The organism is Pantoea sp. X-Soil-TKNS-1280 (assembly GCF_059730475.1).
The window spans coordinates 1,848,808-1,872,576 of the sequence record NZ_AP035962.1 but is presented as its reverse complement, the minus strand read 5'-3'; the positions used below and the strand labels follow the sequence as shown (position 1 = coordinate 1,872,576).

Below are 23,769 nucleotides of genomic sequence, written 5' to 3'. Positions count from 1 at the left end.
CTGCTCAACCGCCCAGCAGACGATGAATACGCGTCAGACCAGCCGCCAGACGGTCGGCTTCTTCCTCGCTGTTGTAAAGCGCGAACGAGGCCCGGCACATGGCGGGTACTGCATAGTGGCGCATCAGCGGCATAGCGCAATGATGCCCGGTACGAATCGCGATGCCGTACTGATCGAGGAAGCTTCCCACATCAAACGCATGATGCTTGCCGAGGTTGAACGCCACCACACCGCTGCGCGTCGTCGGACCATAAATGGTCAGGTCCGGTACGGAGGCCAGCTTATCCAATGCATAACGCATCAGCATCGATTCACGTTGATGGATAGTGTCCAGCCCAAGCTCGGTGACCCACTTCAGGGCCGCACCCAGACCAATAATACCCCCGGTATTCGGTGTACCGGCTTCGAAACGCCACGGTGCGGTATTCCAGGTGGTGCCGGTCGGCAGCTGCACCTGATCGATCATCGAACCACCACCTTCCCAGGGGGGCATGATATCGAGCAGTGCCTTGCGGCCATACAGGACACCAATACCGGTCGGGCCGTAGATCTTATGACCAGAGAAAACGTAGAAGTCGCAACCGATGTCCTGTACGTCAACCGCATGGTGCATCACCGCCTGCGCGCCATCCACCAGCGTGGTAACGCCAGCGGCTTTCGCCTGGGCCACGATAGCTTTTACCGGGTTGACCGTGCCCAGCACGTTGGAAACGTGGGTCACCGCCAGCAACCGGGTACGGCTATCGATTAATCCACCCAGCTGCTCAAGCGCCAGTTCGCCCTGCTCATTCAGCGGCAGTACACGAATCTCTGTACCAGTACGCGCAGCAACCATCTGCCACGGCACAATGTTGGCGTGGTGCTCCATCTCGGTAATGATGATGTTGTCGCCGGGCTGGAGCTGACTGCCGCCCCAGCTGTTTGCCACCAGGTTGATCCCCTCAGTGGTGCCTTTGACGAAAACAATCTCTTCCGGCGAAGAAGCATTGAGAAAACGCGCCGCCTGGATGCGCACGTTTTCCATATCCGTGGTGGCCTGCGCACTCAGCGAATGAATGCCGCGGTGCACGGCCGCATAGCCGTGCTGATAAAAATAACTTTCCGCATTAATGACGGCCAGCGGACGCTGTGCGCTGGCTGCACTATCCAGATAAGCCAGCGGATGACCGTTGACCTCGCGTTTCAGAATCGGAAACTCCGCTCTGACTCGTTCGAGATCGAAACTCATGACTCAACTCCCGGGATACGCGCAGCAATACGCTGCAACACTGCCTGACGCAGTACCGGATTCTTTAAGGATTCGGTCAGCTCAGCGGCAAAAGCATGAATGATCATACGCTGTGCAGCAGACTCTTCAATACCGCGCGAACGCAAATAGAACATCTGCTCATCGTCGATGCGACCTACGGTAGCACCGTGGCTGCACTTCACGTCATCGGCGTAGATTTCCAGCTGCGGCTTGGTGTCCACTTCCGCCAGACGCCCCATCAACAGGTTGTTGTTGGTCATCTGTCCGTCGGTCTTCAGCGCGTGCTGTGCCACTTTGATCATGCCGTTAAACACCGCACGGCCTTTGTCACGCACGATGGTTTTGTGCATCTGACGGCTCATGCAGTAGCCTTTGTTGTGCTCCAGGTAAGTACGCGTATCGCACACTTCCTGATTCACCGGCAGGGCCAGGCTGTTCATCGCCAGATTGGTGTTCTCACCATTCAGCTGTGCACTGGTGTTATGACGTGACAAACCGGCACCCAGCAGGAAGCTGGTGGTGCTGACCTGCGCATCACGACCAAGAACCACATCGTTATGGGCGAAGTGGTAGCTTTTCTCGCTCTCGAACGACAGTTTGATGTGCGACAGTCGGGCATTGTCGGCCACGTCGAAGGTGAAACGCGCACCAGTAAAGTGAGGTGCATCGTTCAGCGTAACGTAGTGCTCAATCACTTCCGCCTCTGCACTGGCTTCCAGTTGCAAATGGTGACGGTGATGCACGGTATTCATCCCGGCATCCTGGCCGCTGGTGATATGCAGCAGGTACAATGGCAGTGCCGCCGCTTTACCACGCGCCAGACGAATACTGGTGGCTTCTTCTGCCAGACTTTCAGTCAGATGCAGAAACACTTCCGGCTGAATCGCTGCCGGCAGCGGACGGCGTTCTGCCGCCTGCGAATGCTGGATTTCAAACAGGCCGGTATCGCGGCTGCTCAGCGCGGGCTGGAAACGCCCATCGACGAACACCAGGCGCACCGCTTCAATTGGCAGCGCTAACTGCTCAACCTGTTCAGCGGTCACGTCCTGCGGTTGTGGCAGCACAAACTGCTGGCCCAGCAAACCTTCCAGCGGGGTGTATTTCCAGTTCTCGTGCTTGCGGGTTGGCAAGCCGAGACGCATTAGTTGCTGCCAGTGCTGCTGTGCCTGCAATGAACGCACTTCACCGCGCGATTCAAACAGGTGATGCCACTGTTGCAGGGCAGTATCACTCTTCGTCGGTAAGCCAGCCATAGCCTTGCTCCTCCAGCTGTTTCACCAGCGTAAAGTCGCCAGATTTCACAATTTTGCCCTGATACAGCACGTGTACATGGTCTGGCTTGATGTAGTCCAGGATGCGCTGGTAGTGAGTAACGATAATGAATGAACGCTTACCGTCACGCAGGCTGTTAACGCCATTGGCCACGATTTTCAGCGCATCGATGTCCAGACCAGAGTCGGTTTCATCAAGAATGCACAGATCCGGCTCCAGTGCCGCCATCTGCAGGATGTCGTTACGCTTTTTCTCACCACCGGAGAAGCCCACGTTCACAGAACGGGTCAGTAAGTCTTCCGGCATTTTCAGCAGATGAATTTTATCTTCGATAAAGTCCTGGAAGTCGAAGCGATCCAGTTCTTCCTGCTCACGGTATTTACGTACCGCGTTGACGGACGTCTGGAGGAAAAACTGGTTGCTGACGCCCGGAATTTCCACCGGATACTGGAACGCCATAAAGATGCCTTCGCCCGCACGCTCTTCCGGCTCCAGCTCCAGCAAATCTTTGCCTTTGAAGGTGACGGAACCGCCGGTGATTTCATAATCTTCACGGCCAGCCAGGGTTGCAGACAGGGTACTTTTACCGGAACCGTTGGGTCCCATAATGGCATGCACTTCACCCGGCTTCACTTCAAGGTTCAGGCCGCGCAAAATTTCTTTGTCTTCAACACTAACCTGTAAATCTTTAATGCTTAACATACTCTTTCCTTCACATTGCTTCCGGCAACGGGCCATCAGCCCACGCTGTGCTCAAGGCTGATTGCTAACAATTTTTGCGCTTCCACGGCGAATTCCAGTGGCAGCTCGGAGAAAACATCTTTACAGAAGCCGTTCACGATCATTGAGATCGCATCTTCTTCGCTGATACCGCGTTGCAGACAGTAGAACATCTGATCTTCACCGATACGCGAGGTGGTGGCTTCATGCTCCAGCTGTGCGGTGTTATTACGCGCTTCAACATACGGGAAGGTATGCGCACCGCAATCCGGGCCAATCAGCATCGAGTCGCACTGGGTAAAGTTACGCGCGTTGGTGGCGGTTGGCATAATTTTCACCAGACCACGATAGGTATTCTGGCTCTTACCGGCCGAGATACCTTTAGAGATAATGGTCGATTTGGTGTTCTTACCAATGTGGATCATCTTGGTGCCGGTATCGGCCTGCTGATGTCCGCTGGTTAGCGCCACGGAATAGAATTCACCGATGGAGTAATCACCGCGCAGAATGCAGCTCGGGTATTTCCAGGTGATGGCTGAACCGGTTTCTGACTGCGTCCACGACATTTTGCTGTGGTCGCCTTCACACAAGGCACGCTTGGTCACGAAGTTGAGGATACCGCCCTCACCTTCACCACCCGGGAACCAGTTCTGCACGGTAGAATATTTAACTTCGGCGTTTTTGTGGATAATCACTTCCACCACTGCCGCGTGCAGCTGATAGGTATCACGCACCGGTGCCGAGCAACCTTCGATGTAGCTGACGTAACTGTCTTCGTCTGCCACCAGAATGGTGCGCTCGAACTGACCGGTTTTGGCCGCGTTAATACGGAAGTAGGTAGACAGTTCCATCGGACAACGCACGCCTTTCGGGATGTACACGAAGGTACCATCCGACGCGACTGCTGAGTTCAGCGCAGCAAAGAAGTTATCGTTGGCCGGAACCACGGTACCCAGATACTTTTTCACCAGCTCAGGGTGTTCCTGAATCGCTTCGCCAAAGGAGCAGAAAATGATGCCCTGCTCCGCCAGCTTACCGCGATAGGTAGTGGCAACGGAAACGGAGTCGAAAATGGCATCGACCGCCACTTCTTTGCCTTCACGCACCGGCACACCCAGCTGGTTAAAGGCGTTTTCCACTTCCTGCGTCAAATATTCGCTGGATGGGGTTGAACCTGAGGCCTGGGTAGCGCCTGGCTCGGAAGCACAGGTGTCATCGCAGTTGCCACAGGATGGCGCCGAGTAATAGCTGTAATCCTGGTAGTCGAGTTTCTCATAATGCGCTTTCAGCCAGTGCGGCTCTTCCATTTCCAGCCAGGCACGAAAGGCTTTAAGACGAAACTCCAGCATCCACTCTGGCTCGTTACGCTTAGCCGAAATTGCCCGCACCACATCTTCATTGAGGCCGTGAGCAAATTCTTCGGTTTGCAGTTGGGTAAAGAAGCCCTCTTTATAATTGAGCTTGCCTTCCCACATTTGTACATCGTCAGATGTTTCGCTGTGTCGTGACATAGTTGACTTACTCGACGCCGAAGCTCTCGCCACACCCGCAGGCGTGCTGAGCTTTAGGGTTATTAAATTTAAAGATCTGATTCAGGCCTTCACGGACATAATCCACTTCGGTTCCGTCAACGAACGGCATTGCCTGAAGCGGCACAAACAACGTTGCGCCAAAGAAGGAGAACTGCAGGTCGTCATCGGCAGGCGCTTTCACCAGGTCCATGACATAACCAAAACCGGCACAGCCGGACTGTTTCACCCCCAGACGCAGGCCCTTGACTTCCGGGTCTTCAGCGGCCAGGTTAAGAATCTGTTTTGCTGCCGATTCGGTCAGCGTCAGCCCTTTCCAGACGAAATCTTCGGGTGAGAAAGAAGCTGCATTTACTGATGACATAGTGCTACCTCGTAAGTCTGGGCCTTTTCAGGCTATCCCCCTATGGTAGTGATATCAGGTATCACTTCAACCTCTTGTTTTGCAGGGATAATCATCTCGTGCTATTTTTTACTGTTGCTTTCTTAAGCATAGTCGCTTCGCACTGCTTTGCGGGCGGCAAAACGGCTCCATTGTGATAGCTGTAACCCGTTAAAAACCCGCAAAATTTTGTTTTTACACTTTACGTTTTTCTCAAGATTGATAGGTTACGCCTTTCTACAATGTAAAGAAATTGTTATTGCCAATTTTACTAACAGGCAAAGTAAATCAATAAAATTTCTCTAGGGAATTGCATTCCTGATGTGGTTGAATATGATAATGATTATCATTAACCCATTTAAGGTGGCGATATGACGCTTACCGTCTCAGCCTGGTTACAACACAAAATCGATGAATATAAGTTTTCGGTACGTGATATCACCGTCGACTTCTATATGGCTCAGGCAAAGCTCAACCGCACCGACTGTACTATCGAACAGCTGCGTCGCTTTAACGACACCTGTCTCGACATGGCAGAAATCTGCCAGCTGAATGGCGATGACCAAAGCTATCTGCACGCCATGGGCAAGCTCCATCACCGCTTAGTGCAGGAGATGGGCAATGCCGATCGCGACCGTTTGTTCCGTATTCAGGCCTATCAACTGGCGCGCCTGTCGCTGACTCGCTTGTGTCATCAACTGGCGCTGAGCGGCGAGTGGGATCAAGCCACCAGCCTGCAGAGTGATTTCGTCCGCCACGCAGGCTGGATATTCTAATCCAGCTGCGTTGTGACGCCTACAATTTGTTTACAACATTTCCAGCAATGCCTGTAGCGGATGGCGCATGCCATTCCCCTCTGCCCGTTTCACCTGGCTACGACAGGAAAATCCGGTGGCGAGGCAACGCTGACGCGGCAGCTTTTGCATCTGCGGATGCCAGGAAAGCGCATAAATCCCCAGTGAATTCTCCAGGTTTTGACTTTCGTGGCCGTAGGTGCCTGCCATACCGCAGCAGCCGACATTGATGTTTTCCAGTTTTGCGCCAAAGCGGGCAAAGATATCTTGCCACTGATGCGGTGTTGAGGGCAGCGCCGTCACTTCGGTGCAGTGAGCAAACAGATACCAGGCTTCCCCGCTGGTACTCTGCACCGCGCGTTCGGCGACCGCCTGCTGCAGCCATTCATGCACCAGCTGCACGTTAAACTCACCGCGCTTATCGCCCAGCACCTGATTATATTCATCGCGATAACACAACACGGTGGCGGGATCGACGCCCACCATTGGCATGCCAAGGCGCGCCACACGGTTCAGGAACTCAGCGGTGATGGAAGCCGTACGGGCAAAACGTTGCAGAAAGCCTTTAACATGCTGCGCTTTGCCATTCGGTGAGAACGGCAGCAGCACCGGGCGGTGACCCAGCTTCTCTATCAGTTTGACGAAATCCGTCACCAGCTGCGCTTCGTAGTAGCTGGTAAAGGGATCCTGCACCACCAGCACACAGTTTTTCCGCTCAGTGCTGCTGAGGGCTTCGAGCTGCTCCAGCGTCAGGCTCATGGCCGGGTGTCCACTTAATTGCTGCTTCAGACTCGGCGAGGAAAGCAGCGGCAGATCGACCATGCCAATATGTTTTTTGCTCAGTTCCCGCACCCACGGCTGTTTCAGGAAGAAGTTAAACATCTTCGGCGCTTTCGCCATCAGCGGCGCGTAACTTTCCACCGTAGCAACCAGATGGTCGCTCATCGGACGCAAATAGCGGGTGTGGTACAGCTGCAGGAAGCGTGAACGGAAGTTCGGCACATCAATTTTGATCGGGCATTGGGTTGAACAGGCTTTACACGCCAGACACCCCGACATCGCCTCTTTGACTTCGTGGGAGAAGTCATACTCGCCCTGCTTCGCATGCCATGAGTTGCGGGTACGCTGGATCAACGTACGCAGGCTGGAACCTTGCTCCGGCAAGGCTTTCTCCAGCAGCAACGGGTCAACGCCCTGCTCCGATAACAGGCGTAACCATTCACGCGTCAGGGTTGCGCGTCCTTTTGGCGAATGGATACGGTTGCGGGTGATTTTCATCGACGGGCACATCGGGCTACGCGTATCAAAGTTGAAGCACAGGCCGTTACCGTTACATTCCATCGCCCCGCGCCATTCGTTGCGTATCGTCAGCGGAATCTGGCGATCATAAGTGCCACGCTTCACCGCATCGACCTGCATCATCGGCTCATTGCTGCCAAGCGGCGTACAGATTTTGCCGGGGTTCATACGGTTATCCGGGTCGAACGCGGCTTTAATCCGGCGCAACTCATTGAACAGGGTTTCACCGAAAAACGCCGGGCTGTACTGGGCGCGGAAACCCTTGCCATGCTCACCCCACAGCAACCCACCGTAGCGCGCGGTGAGCGCCACCACTTCATCGGAGATCTGTTTCATTAGCATCTCCTGCTGAGGGTCACACATATCCAGCGCCGGACGCACATGTAGCACCCCGGCATCCACATGGCCGAACATGCCATAACTCAATCCGTGGCTATCCAGCAACGCGCGGAAATCGACGATGTAATCCGCCAGATGCTCCGGTGGTACGGCGGTATCTTCGACAAACGGAATCGGTTTAGCGCGCCCTTTGGCGTTACCGAGTAAACCTACCGCTTTTTTGCGCATATTATAGATGCGCTCAATGCCGCTTAAGTCATTGCACAATTGATAACCAATTACGCCGCCCTGTTGCTGCGCCATCAATTCATCCAGACGGGCACACAGCGTCGAGACCTGCTGCTCAATCATCTCGCCGTCATCACCCGCAAACTCGACGATATTCAGCCCCAGCATCTCTTTATCGGGCACATCGGTGATCAGCTCTTTGACTGAATGCCAGACGATATCTTCCCGTGCCAGATTCAGCACTTTGGAATCGACGGTTTCAACTGACAAAGCCTGCGCGTCCACCATAAAGGGCGCGTTGCGCAACGCAGAGTCAAAGGAGTCATATTTTATATTTACCAGACGACGCACTTTCGGGATCGGGGTAATGTCGAGTCGGGCTTCGGTAATAAATGCCAGCGTTCCCTCAGCACCACATAGCAGGCGCGTCAGGTCGAAGGTTTGCAAATCGTCACTGAACACGTGGCGTAAGTCATAGCCCGTCAAAAAACGGTTCAGTTTGGGGAATTTTTCCAGAATCAACGCCCGCTGCTCACGACAGCGGGTCATCACCTGCTGATAGATACGCCCCTCAGCCGTCGGAGTCTGCGCCAGTTTTTCCGCCAGTGCCGTCGGCATGGCTCGGGTATCAAGGATGTCGCCCCCCATCAGCACGGCACGCAGGCCTTCCACATGATCGGAGGTCTTGCCATACACCAGCGAACCCTGTCCGGAGGCATCGGTATTAATCATCCCCCCCAGGGTGGCGCGGTTGCTGGTGGATAACTCCGGCGAGAAGAAAAAGCCATATGGCTTCAGCCAGGCATTGAGCTGGTCTTTCACCACCCCGGCTTCAACACGTACCCAACCCTGCTCGGTATCGATTTCAAGGATGCGGTTCATGTAGCGCGACATATCGACCACAATCCCCTGGTTAAGCGACTGTCCATTGGTGCCGGTACCACCGCCACGCGGGGTAAACACCAGGCTGGTAAAGCGCTCTTCACCGGCCAAACGGGCAATCAGCGCCACATCAGCGGTAGAACGGGGAAAGAGGGCTGCATCCGGCAACAACTGATAGATACTATTATCGGTTGAAAGGGAGAGACGATCGGCGTAGCTGGTGGCGGTGTCGCCAGTGAATCCTTGTTCTTTTAAGGATTGCAGGAATGTCAGCACCAGTTGAACGAGGCCCGGTGCCTGGGAAATCTGTGGGATCATTATTGGGTGACCGAGATGTTGTAAACGTTTGCGTAGTCGATTTTTATGAACCATTCGTTTTATCACATTTTTTTGTCGCCCGCTGTTTTTTCAGGAAACGTAAAAAGCACCCGGCATCCCTCTGTTTAATCGCCAGGAAATAGATCATGATTAATCAGGGCCAGCAAGCCCCTCCGTAAAGGATTCCATTGAGGTCAAGACGCTGTTATGAAAAACCTGCAACGCGGTCTGGATTTACCGCAAATGCTGTTCTCACTGATGTTTATTCTGATCATGATCACCGCCTGTCTTTGGGTGGTTCAGCCGTTCATCCTGGGCTTTGCCTGGGCCAGCATGGTGGTGATCGCCACCTGGCCGTTGATGATCAAATTGCAACATCTGCTGTGGGGACGCCGTTCACTGGCGGTGGTGGCAATGACCATCCTGTTGCTGCTGCTGTTTATTATTCCTATCGCCGTACTGGTCAATAGCCTGATCGATAACAGCGCCCCGGTGATTGCCTGGGCGACCCAGGGCCACCTGGTACTGCCTCAGCTGGACTGGCTGAAAGAAGTCCCAATGGTGGGTAACAAGCTGTTCTCCAGCTATCACCTGCTGGTGGACGGTGGCGGCACCGCCATCATGAATAAGTTACAACCCTACATTGGTCGCACCACTGGCTTCTTCGTGGCGCAGGCCGGTCACTTTGGCCGCTTTATGTTACATCTGGGACTGATGCTGCTGTTTAGCGTACTGCTGTACTGGCGCGGTGAACAGGTCGGACAGGGTATCCGTCACTTTGCCTGCCGTATGGGGGGACGCCGTGGTGACGCTGCCGTGCTGCTCGCTGGTCAGGCGATTCGTGCCGTTGCGCTCGGCGTGGTGGTCACCGCGCTGGTACAGGGGGTGCTGGGCGGTATCGGGTTAGCCATTTCCGGTATTCCTTACGCCACCTTGTTAACCGTGGTGATGATCCTCTCCTGCCTGGTGCAGCTTGGTCCGCTGATCGTGCTGGTACCCGCGATTATCTGGCTTTACTGGAGCGGTGATACCACCTGGGGCACGGTGTTGCTGGTGTGGAGCTGTGTAGTGGGCACGCTGGATAACGTCCTGCGCCCAATGCTGATTCGTATGGGTGCCGATTTGCCGATGATTTTGATTCTCTCCGGCGTGATTGGTGGTTTGGTGGCCTTTGGCATGATTGGCCTATTTATTGGTCCGGTGGTGCTGGCGGTTTCTTATCGCCTGGTATCGGTATGGATGCACGAAGTGCCACCCCCGGATGACGATCCTGTTGATGTGGTTGAAGAACTGACCGAACACGACGACCACACTGCCTGATCCCCTGCCTGGCGGCGATTAGCCTCAGTTAATCGCCGTCACTGAGTTCCCCGCCGCAAGCATATTTTTCCATAAGTTAATTTTAAGAAAAACCGCAATTTCACCCTGTTTAAGTCAGTTTTGATTACGGAAAGATTATTTTTCGTACTGAATGACGGTTTAAACCGGCCAAAAATGTCGATAAAAGATTACCAGCTTTAAACTAATAAGAGGATTCTTAAAGACGCCATCAGCGGCTGTGAATAACATGTTTCCTATGTTTGAGATCAAACCACTGATTTTAAAACAACCTTTTTCCCCTGAGTAAAGTGAAGAATTGCTGTGTGTAGTCTTTGCCCATCCCCTGTGATGGGCTTTTTTTTTGTTCTGAAAACACGAATCGCCTGCTGACTGCGTTTATTGCCGCCAACAGGCTTTAATCGAAGGTGACCACTACCGTCTGGTTAGCGCGCTCTTTCTTCCACATGAGGTTTTTATACTGCGACCACTCCACCACTTTGACGCTGCCATCCGCCTGCTCCCCCCCCAGTCGGATCTGCGTCATAGATTTATTTATTTCATGTGCCAGATAGGCCGGCCAGCGGTAACGACTGAGTAACGCCCTGTCATTGCTATCCGGTATGCTGATACTGAGTTGTTCCGCTACCGCACCGCTGTCGCTTTTTACCACCACGGTAATCACCGTGCCCGGTGCCAGGTCGGTCTGGAATTTATCACCAAAGATATCCTTCTGCTCTACCCACGGGTTTTCTGCAATGCTCAGCGTGGTAAATTCTGCCGTCAGGTCATTTTTCTTATCGAGCGGAAACCACAGCCGGTTGCGGTAACCGCTGCCGGTTACGGTGTTGAAATTGTCGTCTTTCAATTCACCAGCAATCACATTGGCTGAATTATGACTATTGATAGTCTGTGCCAGATGATGCGGCCATGATGTCCCGGCAAGACTCTGGTCGCCATTGTTGAAATAATATTTCTCCAGCGCCTGACCTGAAGTTTTATTTTTGATGGTGAGCATCACCGTGGCGTTGGCAGCCAGACCATCGCCACCGCTGATTGCCATAACATCCGCCCACTTATTATCCCGTACCACAGCATAGGTTTTGCGCTGAACATCAACCTTATATGCACCTATTTTGTCCTGATGCAGCCAGATATGGTTTTGATAGCTGGTCCCAGCAATGGGCTTCACTATGTTGCTATCGAGCCCACCCGCCATTACGACATCATTAGGAAAATATTTATTAACTGCCACGGAAATATCATACGGCCAATCACGTAAAGCCGGCCTGGTAACGATTTCATCACGAATAATTTTTTTATTCGTTGCATCTTCAGTCAGGGTTACTTCAAAGTATTGGTTCTGAGGAAGATTCCCATCATTTAATTGCCGCTGACTTTCCCAGTCAGGATACATAGCAGCCATAACAAAACGACGCTCTCTGATCAAACGCACTGCGTCATTACCTGCGGCAGTGCCAATTGGCACGCCTTTATAACTTTTCAAAGGATCAGAGAAATTATTGATGGCCTCACAGTTACATCTTTTTGACATAATGGTTGAAAAATAACCCGGCACACGATAGCCATGGGCATAGGACGGCCAGGTGAGTTCTTTTTCACCATGATTAAGCCCGAAATTATGTCCGATTTCATGGGCTAGTGTACGCACCCCTACTGCACATGTCGTATGTACCACAGTAGCCCATTTATCCTTCTGAGAGAGGCCGCAAGACTGGTACGCTTCTGAAATAATAACCACAAGATCGGCTCGCGTTTCAGCTCTTTTTTCCGCAACCAGTTTCCCCAGTGCCGTATTCGTTTTTTGCATCTGACTTAACATGCTATTCATGGTACTTTCATCCATGTTGGTATCCAGCACCCCAGCAATATCAAACTGAACCAGTGTATCGCTGTTAGAATAGGTTTTATTTAATTCGGCGTTTATGCTTGATACTTTATTTGCCGGATCAGGCATAAACCAATGCCGTGATTGATTGGTGTACACATATAACAATCTGACTCTGGCCTGCTCATTACTGGCGCTACGATATTCATTTTCATTGAATGCTTCAGGTAACGTGCGTTGTTGTGCTAGCGGAGTTTTATCCTCGACCGCATCATCGTCGTCGATATCATGTTCCGATGTATCGACTTTGACCAAAATCTGCTGATCCTGGCTAACCGGAAATATCTCATAATACGATCCATTGCTGAGTTGAATACCACCATTAATATTTCCATTCCTGATGGAAAATGATGCAGAAACCTTTTCATTTTCTGATTCACCCTGCCAGATATCAGATCCGGTGTTATCCTCTGAAAAAGATTTCCCCTGTATTTCTATTGGTGTTGATTCACTATCAAGATTGACAACAAAAGTTGATGCCCTGTGCAGCAGGAGATCTTTATTAATATTAACAAGCTTGTAGTCTTTATACTTTCCCTGGAAGCTTCTTAATAATGGTTCATCCTGAGCATTCTCACCTTTTTCAGCAATGGTAAACAACTGTGGTGTGGCAAAAACCGATGATGATAGTGCAGAGGTAATCACGGCAAACAAAAATTTCTTTCTGAAAATCGACAAAATAAACCCTCCCTGGTAATAATAAATCACATAAATATAAATAACGAAAACAAAGCCATTAAGGGGAATAGTCTTCTGACCATACGCACATTAGCGGGCAATAAAAAAGCGAATAGCACCAGCCAAACTACTTCAATAAAAACAGACTGATAGCCAGCACGCTCTCTCTCGCACACCATAAGAATTATGCAAAGATTCGAGAAGGAATTTACTGAGATTAACCAGAAAATATTAAGAGGGAAATTGATATTACAATGAAAAACATGCGAAATATCTGATAACGTTCCAGCTGGCTGCTCGCACAGCAGCCAGCTGCTTTTATCAAACTATTTATTAAAAGTGACAACAACCGTCTGGTTAGCGCGATCTTTCTTCCAGATGTAGTTGCGGTATTGCGATCCGGCAATCACCACAAAACTGTTATCACCCGTTTTTTCAGCCATTTTGATTTGTGTCAGGTTTGCATTAACTTCGCGTGCCAGATAGGGAGGCCAGTCATATCTGCTAAGACTATCAGCAGGAATTGCCACACTGCGTTGTTCTGCAACTGTGCCATTACTGTTTTTCACCGTAACAGTGATGACGCTGCCTGGCGTTAAATCAGTCTGGAATTTATCCCCGAAAACATTCTCTTCTTTTAACCAGGGATTCTCTGCAATAGTCAGCGTGGTAAACTCTGCCGTCAGGTCATTTTTCTTATCGAGCGGGAACCACAGCCGGTTGCGGTAACCGCTGCCGGTTACGGTGTTGAAATTGTCGTCTTTCAATTCACCAGCAATCACATTGGCTGAATTATGACTATTGATAGTCTGTGCCAGATGATGCGGCCATGATGTCCCGGCAAGACTCTGGTCGCCATTGTTGAAATAATATTTCTCCAGCGCCTGACCTGAAGTTTTATTTTTGATGGTGAGCATCACCGTGGCGTTGGCAGCCAGACCATCGCCACCGCTGATTGCCATAACATCCGCCCACTTATTATCCCGTACCACAGCATAGGTTTTGCGCTGAACATCAACCTTATATGTACCTATTTTGTCCTGATGCAGCCAGATATGGTTTTGATAGCTGGTCCCAACAATGGGCTTCACTATGTTGCTATCGAGCCCACCCGCCATGATTACATCATTAGGGAAATATTTGTTAACCGCTACGGAAATATCATACGGCCAATCACGTAAACCCGGTCTGGTAACGATTTCATCACGAATAATTTTTTTATTCGTCGCATTTTCAGTCAGACTGATTTCAAAATATTGATTCTGAGGCAGATCACCATCGTTTAATTGGCGCGTACTTTCCCAGTCCGGATAGTACGCGGCAACATCAAGACGTCTTTCCTTAATAAATCTCACCGCATCATTGCTGGCAACCGTACCACGGGGGATTCCCCCATGATTTTTTCTGGGATCAGCAAAATAATTAATACGGGTACAGGTGGGTGAACACGTTTTTGACATAATAGTGCGAAATTTCCCCGGCACCCCATAGCCATTTGCATAAAGCGGCCAGGTGGCTTCGTCTTCATTGTGTTTGAGTCCGAAGTTATGCCCAATCTCATGCGCCAAAGCCCAGGTGCTACCAACAGCACAGAGGGCATTAACCACAGAGTAAGCATTCCAACCCGTCGCCACTCCGCAGTATTCATTCCTTTCAACGATTAACGTCACAAGATCAGCACGTGTTTCCGCCCTTTTTTGAGCCACAAACTTTCCTAATGCGTTATCTGTCTTGCCCATTTGATCACGCATCGTTGACATGCTTACTTCATCAATTTTAGTATCTGCAACACCGGCGAGTTCAAATTCAGTAGACGTTTCGCTACCGGCATAACTTTTATTTAATTCTGTATTGAGCCAGCCAGCAAATCCAGCAGGTTCTGTACCAAATCGGTGGCGTGATTGGTTTGTATAAAGGTAGAGTATTTTTATTTTTGCCTTTTCTTCATTCGCGTCAAAGTTATCCTTTTCCTGCAAATTTTCAGTGAATTGTTGTTGTTTCTCCGATGTAGTTTCGTCCCAGAAATCATCATGCTCATGTTCATGCATGTTTGCAGTGTCTACTTTTACTAAAGCATATAAATCCTGTCCAACCGGATTTAATTGATAAAATGAACCATTGCTGAGTCGGACACTACCATTAACAACACCATTCCTGATAGAAAAGGTCGCTGAGTCTTTCGTATCAGCCGAAATACCCTGCCATATATCATTCCCCATAGAGTCTCTAGCCAGTGAATCAGCTTTAATCTCCACAAGCGGTGATTGTTCATCTAAACTGAACTGAAAAGAAGAAGAACGGCTGAACAAAACGTCCTTATTAATCCTTACCAGTTTATAATCCAGATGTTCTTGCTGGAAGCTGCTTAATAGTGGCGAATCGTGTTCTGTAGCCTCATTTGCCACTACGTTAATGAATTGTGGAGCAGCAAAAACTGAAGATGACAGTACAGAAGCCATCAACGTGAATAATAAATTTCTCTGAAACGTTAACAAAATAAACAACCCTGGTGAAATAAAATTAATATAAAACGCATCAGAAAAAGACCCCGTCAACAAGGGACATCCCGAACACGCAACCTGGCTGAACAAACGAAATAAAAGCCCTGCCTGATGGGTTTATTTTATTAAGGTAACAAAATGTGAAATATACGATTACAAGACAGCAAGCTGGCGAATAGCAGAAGCAGTGAAATGATTTCTCTGCCATTATTTGCGAGAGTATGAAATTACCAGGGGATTTGCCTGCCGGCAGGAGATATATCTGAATTAATTATACTGTGCAGAAGCGTTCGGAAAGGTTCCGAACGCTTCTTTAGCGGGTTTAGTTATCCTTTTGTCGCATTCAGCTCCGCCAGACTCAGCCAGGTTTCCACCACCGTATCCGGATTCAGGGACAAGCTATCGATCCCCTCTTCCATCAACCAGGCGGCAAAGTCCTGATGGTCAGAAGGCCCCTGACCACAGATACCGACGTATTTGCCCTGTTTTTTCGCTGCCTGAATTGCCATCGATAATAACGCTTTCACCGCGTCGTTACGCTCATCAAACAGCGCCGAAACTACGCCCGAATCACGATCAAGACCCAGCGCCAACTGCGTCATATCATTGGAACCAATCGAGAAACCATCAAAATGTTGCAGGAACTGATCGGCCAGCAACGCGTTTGACGGGATCTCACACATCATGATCACCTTCAGACCATCCTCACCCCGTTTCAGTCCCTGCTTCGCCAGCTCCTCAACCACTGCTTCCGCCTGAGCCACGGTGCGAACAAACGGAATCATGATTTCGACGTTAGTCAGCCCCATGTCATTGCGCACGCGTTTCACGGCAGCACACTCCAGGGCAAAACAATCGCGGAAGCTGTCAGCCACATAACGGCCCGCTCCCCGGAAGCCCAGCATCGGGTTTTCTTCTTCTGGCTCGTAACGCTCACCGCCGACCAGGTTGGCATATTCATTGGATTTGAAATCAGACAAACGCACGATGACGCGTTTTGGCGCAAATGCGGCACCCAGTGTCGCGATTCCTTCGGTCAGGCGTGCAATGTAGAACTCAACCGGATCGTCAAAGCCTTTCATCATTTGACGAATTTCCTGCTGCAATTCTGGCGTCTGTTGATCAAACTCCAGCAGCGCTTTTGGATGCACGCCAATCATGCGGTTGATGATGAATTCCAGACGCGCCAGGCCTACCCCTTCATTAGGCAGACAGGCGAAGTCAAATGCCCGGTCCGGGTTGCCGACGTTCATCATGATTTTCAACGGCAGGTCCGGCAGGCTATCCACCTGAGAGCTGGTCACTTCAAAATCAAGCAGATCGTCATACACGTAACCGGTATCACCCTCAGCGCAGGAAACGGTGACTTTGTGGCCGTCTTTCAAACGATCGGTGGCATCACCGCAACCCACAACCGCCGGAATGCCCAGCTCGCGCGCAATGATTGCTGCGTGGCAGGTACGGCCACCACGGTTGGTGACAATCGCCGAGGCTTTTTTCATGATCGGTTCCCAGTCCGGGTCGGTCATGTCGGTGACCAGCACATCGCCTTTCTCGATACGGTTCATCTGGCTGATGTCCTGAATAACCTTCACTTCACCGGCACCGATGCGGTGACCAATCGCGCGTCCTTCCACCACCACTTTACCTTTGCCCTGCAAAGTATAACGTTCCATCACCTGGCCGTTAGAACGTACCGTTTCCGGCCGCGCCTGGACGATAAACAATTTGCCGGTGTGGCCGTCTTTGGCCCACTCGATATCCATCGGGCGTTTGTAATGCTGCTCGATAAGGACCGCCTGACGCGCCAGCGCCTGCACTTCCTCATCGCTCAGGCAGAAACGATCGCGTTCTGCCTCAGCCACATCTTCAATACGCACCTGCTTGCCGTGTTCATGGGAATCGGCATACACCATGCGTACTTTTTTCGAACCCATATTACGCCGCACAATTGCCGGGCGATTCGCCGCCAGCGTCGGTTTATGCACGTAGAATTCATCGGGGTTAACAGCACCCTGCACCACCATCTCACCCAGACCGAGCGCAGCGGTGATGAACACCACCTGATCAAAGCCGGATTCGGTATCGATGGTGAACATCACACCTGATGAGGCGAGATCGGAACGCACCATGCGCTGGATGCCCGCCGACAGCGCTACCCCACGATGGTCGTAGCCCTGATGCACACGGTAAGAGATGGCGCGATCGTTAAATAAAGAAGCATAAACGTGTTTCACCGCCACCATCACCGCATCAATGCCCTGCACATTAAGGAAAGTTTCCTGCTGGCCGGCAAAGGAAGCGTCTGGCATGTCTTCTGCGGTGGCAGAGGAGCGCACCGCAAAGGAAGCATCCGCATCATCAGAGGATAATTGCTGATAAGCATCATGAATCGCCGTTTCCAGCTCGGGCTGGAATGGGGTATCCACCACCCACTGACGGATTTGCTTACCCGCTTTTGCCAGTTCATCGACATCGTCAATATCGGTCTTATCCAGCAGATCATAGATACGCTGGTTCAGCCCGCTTTGATCGAGAAACTGATTAAAAGCATAAGATGTGGTCGCATAGCCATTGGGTACAGCCACACCCAGCGACGACAAATTGGTAATCATTTCACCCAGAGAGGCGTTTTTTCCTCCCACCCGATCAACATCATGCATGCCAAGCTGGTTGTACCAGAGCACTAGCGGCTGTTCGCCTTTATTGGACATCGAGATTATCCTTTTAAATGATTGGGGGCACATGGAACATTTTGCTATTCGCAAATACAGCCTGGCACAAGCGTTAAATAAAGACTAAGTGTTGAATCGTTAAAGCAGTGAAAGATATGAAAAATCGGATTAGTACCCGCAATTAGCAGAGTTGCGCAACGCGGCGAAATAACGCTAACAGATTGCTGCAGCGATAAATTTCTCATTTTCAGAGGGTTAGCTGTTGCATTTTGTTGCGCAACAGAAACGGACTTTATTTTGTGCGCGAAGCAAAATAACCGGGAAAAAGGGTGATTTCCAAAACGCCATTTCATCTATATTGGTATTTAGATTAATACGCAGGTCAGCGATGTTGTGGGTCATATGGACATTTCATTTTATTATCAAGCAAAATGAAATTTCGACGACGCTAATGTTACGCAAAAGTTATCATGGGGATATTTCCTATTATGAGTACTGAACGCAGCGTGTTCTACATTTCTGATGGCACCGCCATTACCGCTGAGGTGCTGGGCCACGCGGTGCTGTCGCAGTTTCCGGTCAACACCAATAGCGTAACCCTGCCCTTTGTAGAAAATGTGCAGCGTGCACAGGCAGTTAAAGCACAAATTAACGCGCTTTATCAGCAAAGCGGCGTGCGTCCGCTGGTGTTCTTTTCCATCGTGACGCCAGATGTGCGGGAAATTATTCTGGAGAGCGAGGGTTTTTGTCAGGACATCGTACAGGCGCTGGTTGGCCCACTGCAAAGTGAGCTGGGGGTGTCCTCCATGCCGGTTGCCCATCGCACCCACGGACTGACAGCCAGCAATCTCGGCAAATACGATGCCCGTATCGCCGCCATCGATTACACCCTGGCCCATGACGATGGCATTTCTCTGCGAGGCCTGGAAGATGCTCAGGTCATCCTGCTCGGGGTGTCACGTTGTGGTAAAACACCCACCAGCCTCTATCTGGCGATGCAATTTGGCGTACGTGCTGCCAACTATCCGTTTATCGCCGATGATATGGATAACCTGAAACTGCCGCCCGCACTGCGTGCTCATCAGCATAAATTATTTGGCCTGACCATCGACCCCGAGCGCCTGGCAGCCATCCGCCAGGAGCGCGCCGAAAATACGCGTTATGCCTCAATGCGCCAGTGTCGGCTTGAAGTCGGTGAGGTGGAAGCGTTATTCCGCACCCACCAGATTCGTTACCTCAACAGCACCAATTACTCAGTCGAAGAGATCGCCACCAAAATCCTCGACATTATGGGGCTGACGCGCCGTATGTATTAACGTTCTGGACGGTAGCGACAAATACGTACTGTCAGCACGCTTGTAAAGCGTGGCTGCCGTCTTATTTTATTTCCTTTCGCTTTAGCAGGTTGAAATCGCAGGTTAATGGTTTATTGTGACCACCATCACTTCCCGGTATTTCACCGTTGCGAAGAACAGATTTTCGAGAATCCCAATGAACAAAACTGATGAACTGCGTACCGCGCGCATTGGCAGCCTGATAATGCCAGCCGCTTTAGCGCAACAACACCCCATTTCGGCAGAGATTGCTGCCAGTGTCACCACTGCGCGTCAGCGCATTGCCCGCATCCTCACCGGAGAAGATCCGCGCCTGCTGGTGATTATCGGCCCCTGCTCACTGCACGATCCCAAAGCAGCGCTGGAGTACGCCGCACGCCTCAATGTGCTGCGCGAACAGTATAAAGATCGACTGGAAATTGTGATGCGCGCCTATTTTGAAAAACCGCGTACCGTGGTGGGCTGGAAAGGTCTGATCTCCGATCCCGACCTGGATGGCAGCTATGATGTCAACCGCGGCATTGCCATTGCGCGTCAGCTGTTGTTGGATATCAATGACATGGGGATGCCTACCGCCACTGAATTTCTCGATATGGTGATCGGCCAGTTTATTGCTGACCTGATCAGCTGGGGCGCAATTGGTGCCCGCACCACCGAAAGCCAGATCCACCGTGAAATGGCCTCGGCGCTGTCCTGCCCGGTTGGTTTTAAAAATGGCACCGACGGTAATGTGCAAATTGCCGTGGACGCGATTCGCGCCTCCCGCGCCAGCCATATGTTCCTGTCGCCAGATAAAAATGGCCAGATGACCATTTATCAGACCAGTGGCAACCCGCATGGTCATGTGATTCTTCGCGGCGGCCGTCAGCCTAACTATCACGCCGATGATGTGGCAGCAGCGGCAGCAAACCTGCGTGATTTCAATCTGCCGGAACAGCTGGTGATTGATTTCAGCCATGCCAACTGTCAGAAGCAACATCGTCGTCAGCGTGACGTGGCCCAGGATGTGGCAGCGCAGATCCGCGCCGGTTCTCGTGCTGTAGCCGGGGTAATGATTGAGAGTTTCATCGAGGAAGGCAACCAGAAGGTGGTCAGCGGCGAACCACTGGTCTACGGCCAATCGATCACCGATCCCTGCCTCGGCTGGGACGATAGCGCCGAAGTGCTGGCGCAACTGGCTGCCGCAGTCGACAGCCGCTTCTAATCACCTGATTTAGCTGGAGCAGCTCACCTCCAGCGTTTTCCCCCACTCAGGTGGCCGTTGGCGCAGTTCCGCGCTGACGGCTTCATCACTGAACGGTTGCTGCAAAGCCAGATGCAGACGCGCAAGCGCAGCAGTTTCACCGCGTTCAACCTCATCAATCACCTGCTGGGCAAGATAATTACGCAACACCAGCGCTGGATTCGCGCCTTTCATCACCTTCTGCCGTTCTTCATCACTGGCTTCATCCAGTAACAGACGCTGTCGATAGCCTTCATACCAGCGATCAAACGCATCCCGGTCGATAAATTCATCCCGCAGCGGTGAGCGTGTTTGCTGCTGTTGTGTGTCACTGAGCAGACGGAAGGTCAGCGTATAGTCGCTGCGTTCCTGGGTCATCAGCGCCAGCAATCCGGTGAGAATCACGTTGTCATTGGCGTCCTGCGTCAGCAGCCCAAGTTTAGCGCGCATTTTCTCGCCCCACACCCGCATCAGTTCCGGTTCGTAGTGGCTCAGCGCCTGCTTCAGTTGATCGGTGGTCATTAACCCGGACAACGCATGTGCCAGACGGTTGAGATTCCACAATCCCACCGCAGGCTGGTTATCGAAAGCATAGCGTCCCTGATAATCGCTGTGATTGCAGATAAAGTTCGGCTGGTAATCGTCGAGAAAACCATAGGGACCGTAATCAATGGTCAGCCCCAGCAGCGACATGTTATCGGTGTTCATCACCCCGTGGGCAAAACCGACGCTCTGCCACTGGGCGATCAGGCTGGCGGTGCGTTTCACAATGTCTGTGAACCACAACAGATAACGGTCTGCCTGATCCTGCAATGCCGGCCAGTGATGACGAATGGCATAGTCCGCCAACTGACGCACCTTATCCTGCTCGCCACCATAGTAGAAATGCTCAAAATGACCGAACCGTAAATGACTTTCGGCGATACGCATCAGCATCGCACCGCGTTCCTGGGTTTCCCGCAACACCGGTTCATCACCAATCGCCAGGCTAAGGGCGCGCGTGGTGGGGATACCCAGATGATGGAGGGCTTCTGAAGCGAGAAATTCACGCACCGTGGAACGGATGACAGCGCGCCCGTCGCCCATGCGCGAATAAGGCGTCAGCCCGGCACCTTTCAGATGCCAGTCAAGTTTACGTCCGTCCGCCAGCAATTGTTCGCCGAGCAGGATACCGCGTCCGTCACCAAGCTGTCCGGCCCAGACACCGAACTGATGTCCGCTGTACACCTGTGCCAGTGGCGCCTGCCCCGGCAATAGCGCCCGCCCAACCCACACGCCATGTCCGTCGCCAGTGAATAAGGATGGGTCCAGCGCCATCTCCGCCGCCAGAGGGGCGTTGTGATACAACAGGCGTCCGCCCTGTAACGGGGTAGGTGCCAGTGCACTGTAGAATCCCGGCAACTCCCGCTGCCAGCTATTGGTAAACTGCATAGTCACTCCGCGAGGTGCTCAGTTTTCAGACACCACGATTGGTTTGAGAATCAATGGCTATTGTAACGCGGGCACTACCGGGGTGACAGACGAAAGGTTTACTGCTGTGACGGAGAATTAAGGGTTACGTCGGGATATATCAGATCGTTTAAGCGTTCGGCTTTGACCACCGGAAACAGGCTGCCCTGCAGGTGGGCACCACTCAGTTCCGTCACTTTCTCCAGCATGGCAGCATCATCAATGCCGCAAATAATAATCTGCGATGCATTGCTGCCGAAATTGTCTATAAGCGTCTGAATAAAGGGTATAAAAGATGCACGTTTCGCCAGTCCCTGAATAAAGTTCTTATCCAGTTTTAACACGCTAAAGAGATTATCATAAACCGCATTTGCCGGGGTCGCTCCGGCACCGAATTGTGAAAGCGATAAACGAAATTCACTTTTTAGCGCACTCAAAAGCGGATGCGATTTCCCCTGCGATAATTGGGGGAACGTTTCGCTGATATCCAAAACAATAAACGGCAGTTGTTTGAATTTTCTTAACAGAAATTCACTATCCAGCAGCGTTTCCGCCATTGAATCATCAATACGAACCAACGCGGTAATTTGATTTAACTCAAAGAAGTCACGGTACTTTTCCAGCACTGTCAGCTGGCTCTGCAACAGGCGCAATTGCTGTGCATCGTCTAATTGCGGCAATAGCAAATCCTGCGGCAGCGTGATTGGCGCGCTGTCGTGGACAAATTGCGTAACCAGTTCAACCGCAGTTAACTGGCCCGCTAATGAATAGGCTGGATAAAACCAGGTTTCCGACTGATAGTCGGCAGATAAATGAACTTTCATTTTAACAGCCAGAAGCAGTGGCGATTGGCGCATCGTATATCAATGAAAACGCTCAGGCAATAGGAGCAAACGTCAGAAGACAGCTGCTTTTTTGCCTGATTGCGTCTTTTTCATGCTGAAATAATCCTTAAGCCAAATAACCAACGAACATTATCCATACCGATTAATTACATTAAGGCATTATTGATAGTATTAAATGCCGCTGGGGTAAAGTGCCATTTTAAAAAAGAGCATTTTTGGGGCTAAGAAATTTAATTTAAGTACAGAAATCAGCAGCAGAGTTTTGGCTAAACGAGCGTATAAGGTTAATAGAATCTAAATACGGCGAGCCTGCCAGAAGACTTTCCGCCAGTAAACATTATCCAGCGATGACCGAATGACACCCTGACTGGTTGAAGCATGAATGAAGGTGTTATCGGTATCATAAATGCCAACATGTAAGCCATTCTCACCGCTCCCGGTTTTGAAGAAGACTAAATCACCCGGTAAGAGATCATTTTTATCAATTCGGGTACCGATATCACTTTGCTCATCGGTAGAACGCGGTAATTGCAGATCGAATTTATCGCGGAAGGTGAGATAAACAAAACCAGAGCAATCGACACCGCCCCGGCTGAGTCCACCGTAGCGATAAGGAGTACCGTGCCAGTTGCTAAGCTGGTCGTTAAGTTGAGCGATGACGGTAATGGAATCGGACAAGCGACCATTGGGCGGCGGCGCATGATGGCTACAGCCCACCAGCAGTAATGCCAGGATCAGAATCATCAGCCGCATCAGAAAAATCCTTAAATCCGTTGCCCGAGCAACACTTTAGCGGCAAAAGCCTATCCCGTGCAAGGCATTGCCCT

General features: G+C 51.2%; 16 protein-coding genes and 1 other RNA gene. 5 read left to right on the top strand and 12 right to left on the bottom strand.

What is annotated here, in order from left to right; all coding sequences use genetic code 11:
* Window positions 1-4 precede the first annotated feature (4 nt).
* The 5 genes from sufS to sufA are packed head-to-tail and all read right to left on the bottom strand — an operon-like array spanning window position 5 to window position 5,134.
* Window positions 5-1,228 (bottom strand): cysteine desulfurase SufS, encoded by a 1,224-nt coding sequence (gene sufS / locus AC6I8X_RS08765; protein ID WP_313689630.1) that lies wholly within the window; start codon window positions 1,226-1,228, stop codon window positions 5-7.
* The gene (gene sufD, locus AC6I8X_RS08760) at window positions 1,225-2,502 is read right to left on the bottom strand and encodes a Fe-S cluster assembly protein SufD (RefSeq protein WP_497840910.1); all 1,278 of its coding nucleotides are present in this window, start codon (window positions 2,500-2,502) and stop codon (window positions 1,225-1,227) included. The genes sufS and sufD overlap by 4 nt, the downstream gene beginning before the upstream one ends.
* A complete protein-coding gene (gene sufC / locus AC6I8X_RS08755) occupies window positions 2,477-3,223 on the bottom strand; it encodes a Fe-S cluster assembly ATPase SufC (protein WP_021185257.1) in 747 nt (248 codons plus the stop codon). Before sufC ends, sufD begins: the two co-directional genes overlap by 26 nt.
* Window positions 3,224-3,258: 35 nt before the next feature.
* Window positions 3,259-4,752 carry a Fe-S cluster assembly protein SufB gene (sufB, locus tag AC6I8X_RS08750; RefSeq protein WP_299452516.1) on the bottom strand — a complete coding sequence of 498 codons (1,494 nt, stop codon included), beginning with the start codon at window positions 4,750-4,752 and terminating at the stop codon, window positions 3,259-3,261.
* 7 nt (window positions 4,753-4,759) lie between these two features.
* On the bottom strand, window positions 4,760-5,134 hold the full coding sequence (gene sufA / locus AC6I8X_RS08745; protein ID WP_084874058.1) for a Fe-S cluster assembly scaffold SufA: 375 nt from the start codon (window positions 5,132-5,134) through the stop codon (window positions 4,760-4,762).
* Window positions 5,135-5,523: 389 nt separating this feature from the next.
* Between sufA and AC6I8X_RS08740 the strand changes: the two genes are divergently transcribed.
* The gene (locus AC6I8X_RS08740; protein ID WP_084874057.1) at window positions 5,524-5,928 is read left to right on the top strand and encodes a hypothetical protein; all 405 of its coding nucleotides are present in this window, start codon (window positions 5,524-5,526) and stop codon (window positions 5,926-5,928) included.
* 30 nt (window positions 5,929-5,958) lie between these two features.
* On the opposite strand, the gene ydiJ is transcribed toward AC6I8X_RS08740, so the two are convergent.
* Complete coding sequence (ydiJ, locus tag AC6I8X_RS08735; RefSeq protein ID WP_313687544.1) at window positions 5,959-9,012, bottom strand: D-2-hydroxyglutarate dehydrogenase YdiJ; 3,054 nt, start codon at window positions 9,010-9,012, stop codon at window positions 5,959-5,961.
* A gap of 207 nt (window positions 9,013-9,219) precedes the next feature.
* Between ydiJ and ydiK the strand changes: the two genes are divergently transcribed.
* Together ydiK and rprA are read left to right on the top strand one after the other, a co-directional pair.
* Window positions 9,220-10,332 (top strand): AI-2E family transporter YdiK, encoded by a 1,113-nt coding sequence (gene ydiK, locus AC6I8X_RS08730; RefSeq protein WP_497840909.1) that lies wholly within the window; start codon window positions 9,220-9,222, stop codon window positions 10,330-10,332.
* Between the two features lie 256 nt (window positions 10,333-10,588).
* An RNA gene (gene rprA / locus AC6I8X_RS08725) (antisense sRNA RprA) lies at window positions 10,589-10,696 on the top strand.
* A 51-nt stretch (window positions 10,697-10,747) separates the two neighbouring features.
* On the opposite strand, the gene AC6I8X_RS08720 is transcribed toward rprA, so the two are convergent.
* From AC6I8X_RS08720 to ppsA, 3 genes are all read right to left on the bottom strand, one after another.
* Window positions 10,748-12,916: a zinc-dependent metalloprotease family protein gene (locus tag AC6I8X_RS08720; RefSeq protein ID WP_497840908.1), complete on the bottom strand. Its 2,169-nt coding sequence runs from the start codon at window positions 12,914-12,916 to the stop codon at window positions 10,748-10,750.
* A 326-nt stretch (window positions 12,917-13,242) separates the two neighbouring features.
* Entirely contained in the window at window positions 13,243-15,471 is a 2,229-nt protein-coding gene (locus AC6I8X_RS08715) for a zinc-dependent metalloprotease family protein (RefSeq protein ID WP_497840907.1), read from the bottom strand.
* Between the two features lie 272 nt (window positions 15,472-15,743).
* On the bottom strand, window positions 15,744-18,131 hold the full coding sequence (gene ppsA / locus AC6I8X_RS08710; RefSeq protein WP_497840906.1) for a phosphoenolpyruvate synthase: 2,388 nt from the start codon (window positions 18,129-18,131) through the stop codon (window positions 15,744-15,746).
* Window positions 18,132-18,580: 449 nt separating this feature from the next.
* Here ppsA and ppsR point away from each other — a divergent pair, with 449 nt between their 5' ends.
* On the top strand, window positions 18,581-19,408 hold the full coding sequence (gene ppsR, locus AC6I8X_RS08705) for a posphoenolpyruvate synthetase regulatory kinase/phosphorylase PpsR (protein ID WP_313687309.1): 828 nt from the start codon (window positions 18,581-18,583) through the stop codon (window positions 19,406-19,408).
* A gap of 175 nt (window positions 19,409-19,583) precedes the next feature.
* A complete protein-coding gene (locus AC6I8X_RS08700) occupies window positions 19,584-20,630 on the top strand; it encodes a 3-deoxy-7-phosphoheptulonate synthase (RefSeq protein WP_313687307.1) in 1,047 nt (348 codons plus the stop codon).
* 9 nt (window positions 20,631-20,639) lie between these two features.
* On the opposite strand, the gene AC6I8X_RS08695 is transcribed toward AC6I8X_RS08700, so the two are convergent.
* From AC6I8X_RS08695 to AC6I8X_RS08685, 3 genes are all read right to left on the bottom strand, one after another.
* Window positions 20,640-22,079: a protein adenylyltransferase SelO gene (locus AC6I8X_RS08695; protein WP_497840905.1), complete on the bottom strand. Its 1,440-nt coding sequence runs from the start codon at window positions 22,077-22,079 to the stop codon at window positions 20,640-20,642.
* Between the two features lie 98 nt (window positions 22,080-22,177).
* Entirely contained in the window at window positions 22,178-22,921 is a 744-nt protein-coding gene (locus tag AC6I8X_RS08690) for an EAL domain-containing protein (protein ID WP_313687303.1), read from the bottom strand.
* 315 nt (window positions 22,922-23,236) lie between these two features.
* A complete protein-coding gene (locus tag AC6I8X_RS08685; RefSeq protein ID WP_299452484.1) occupies window positions 23,237-23,695 on the bottom strand; it encodes an NlpC/P60 family protein in 459 nt (152 codons plus the stop codon).
* Between the last annotated feature and the right edge of the window lie 74 nt (window positions 23,696-23,769).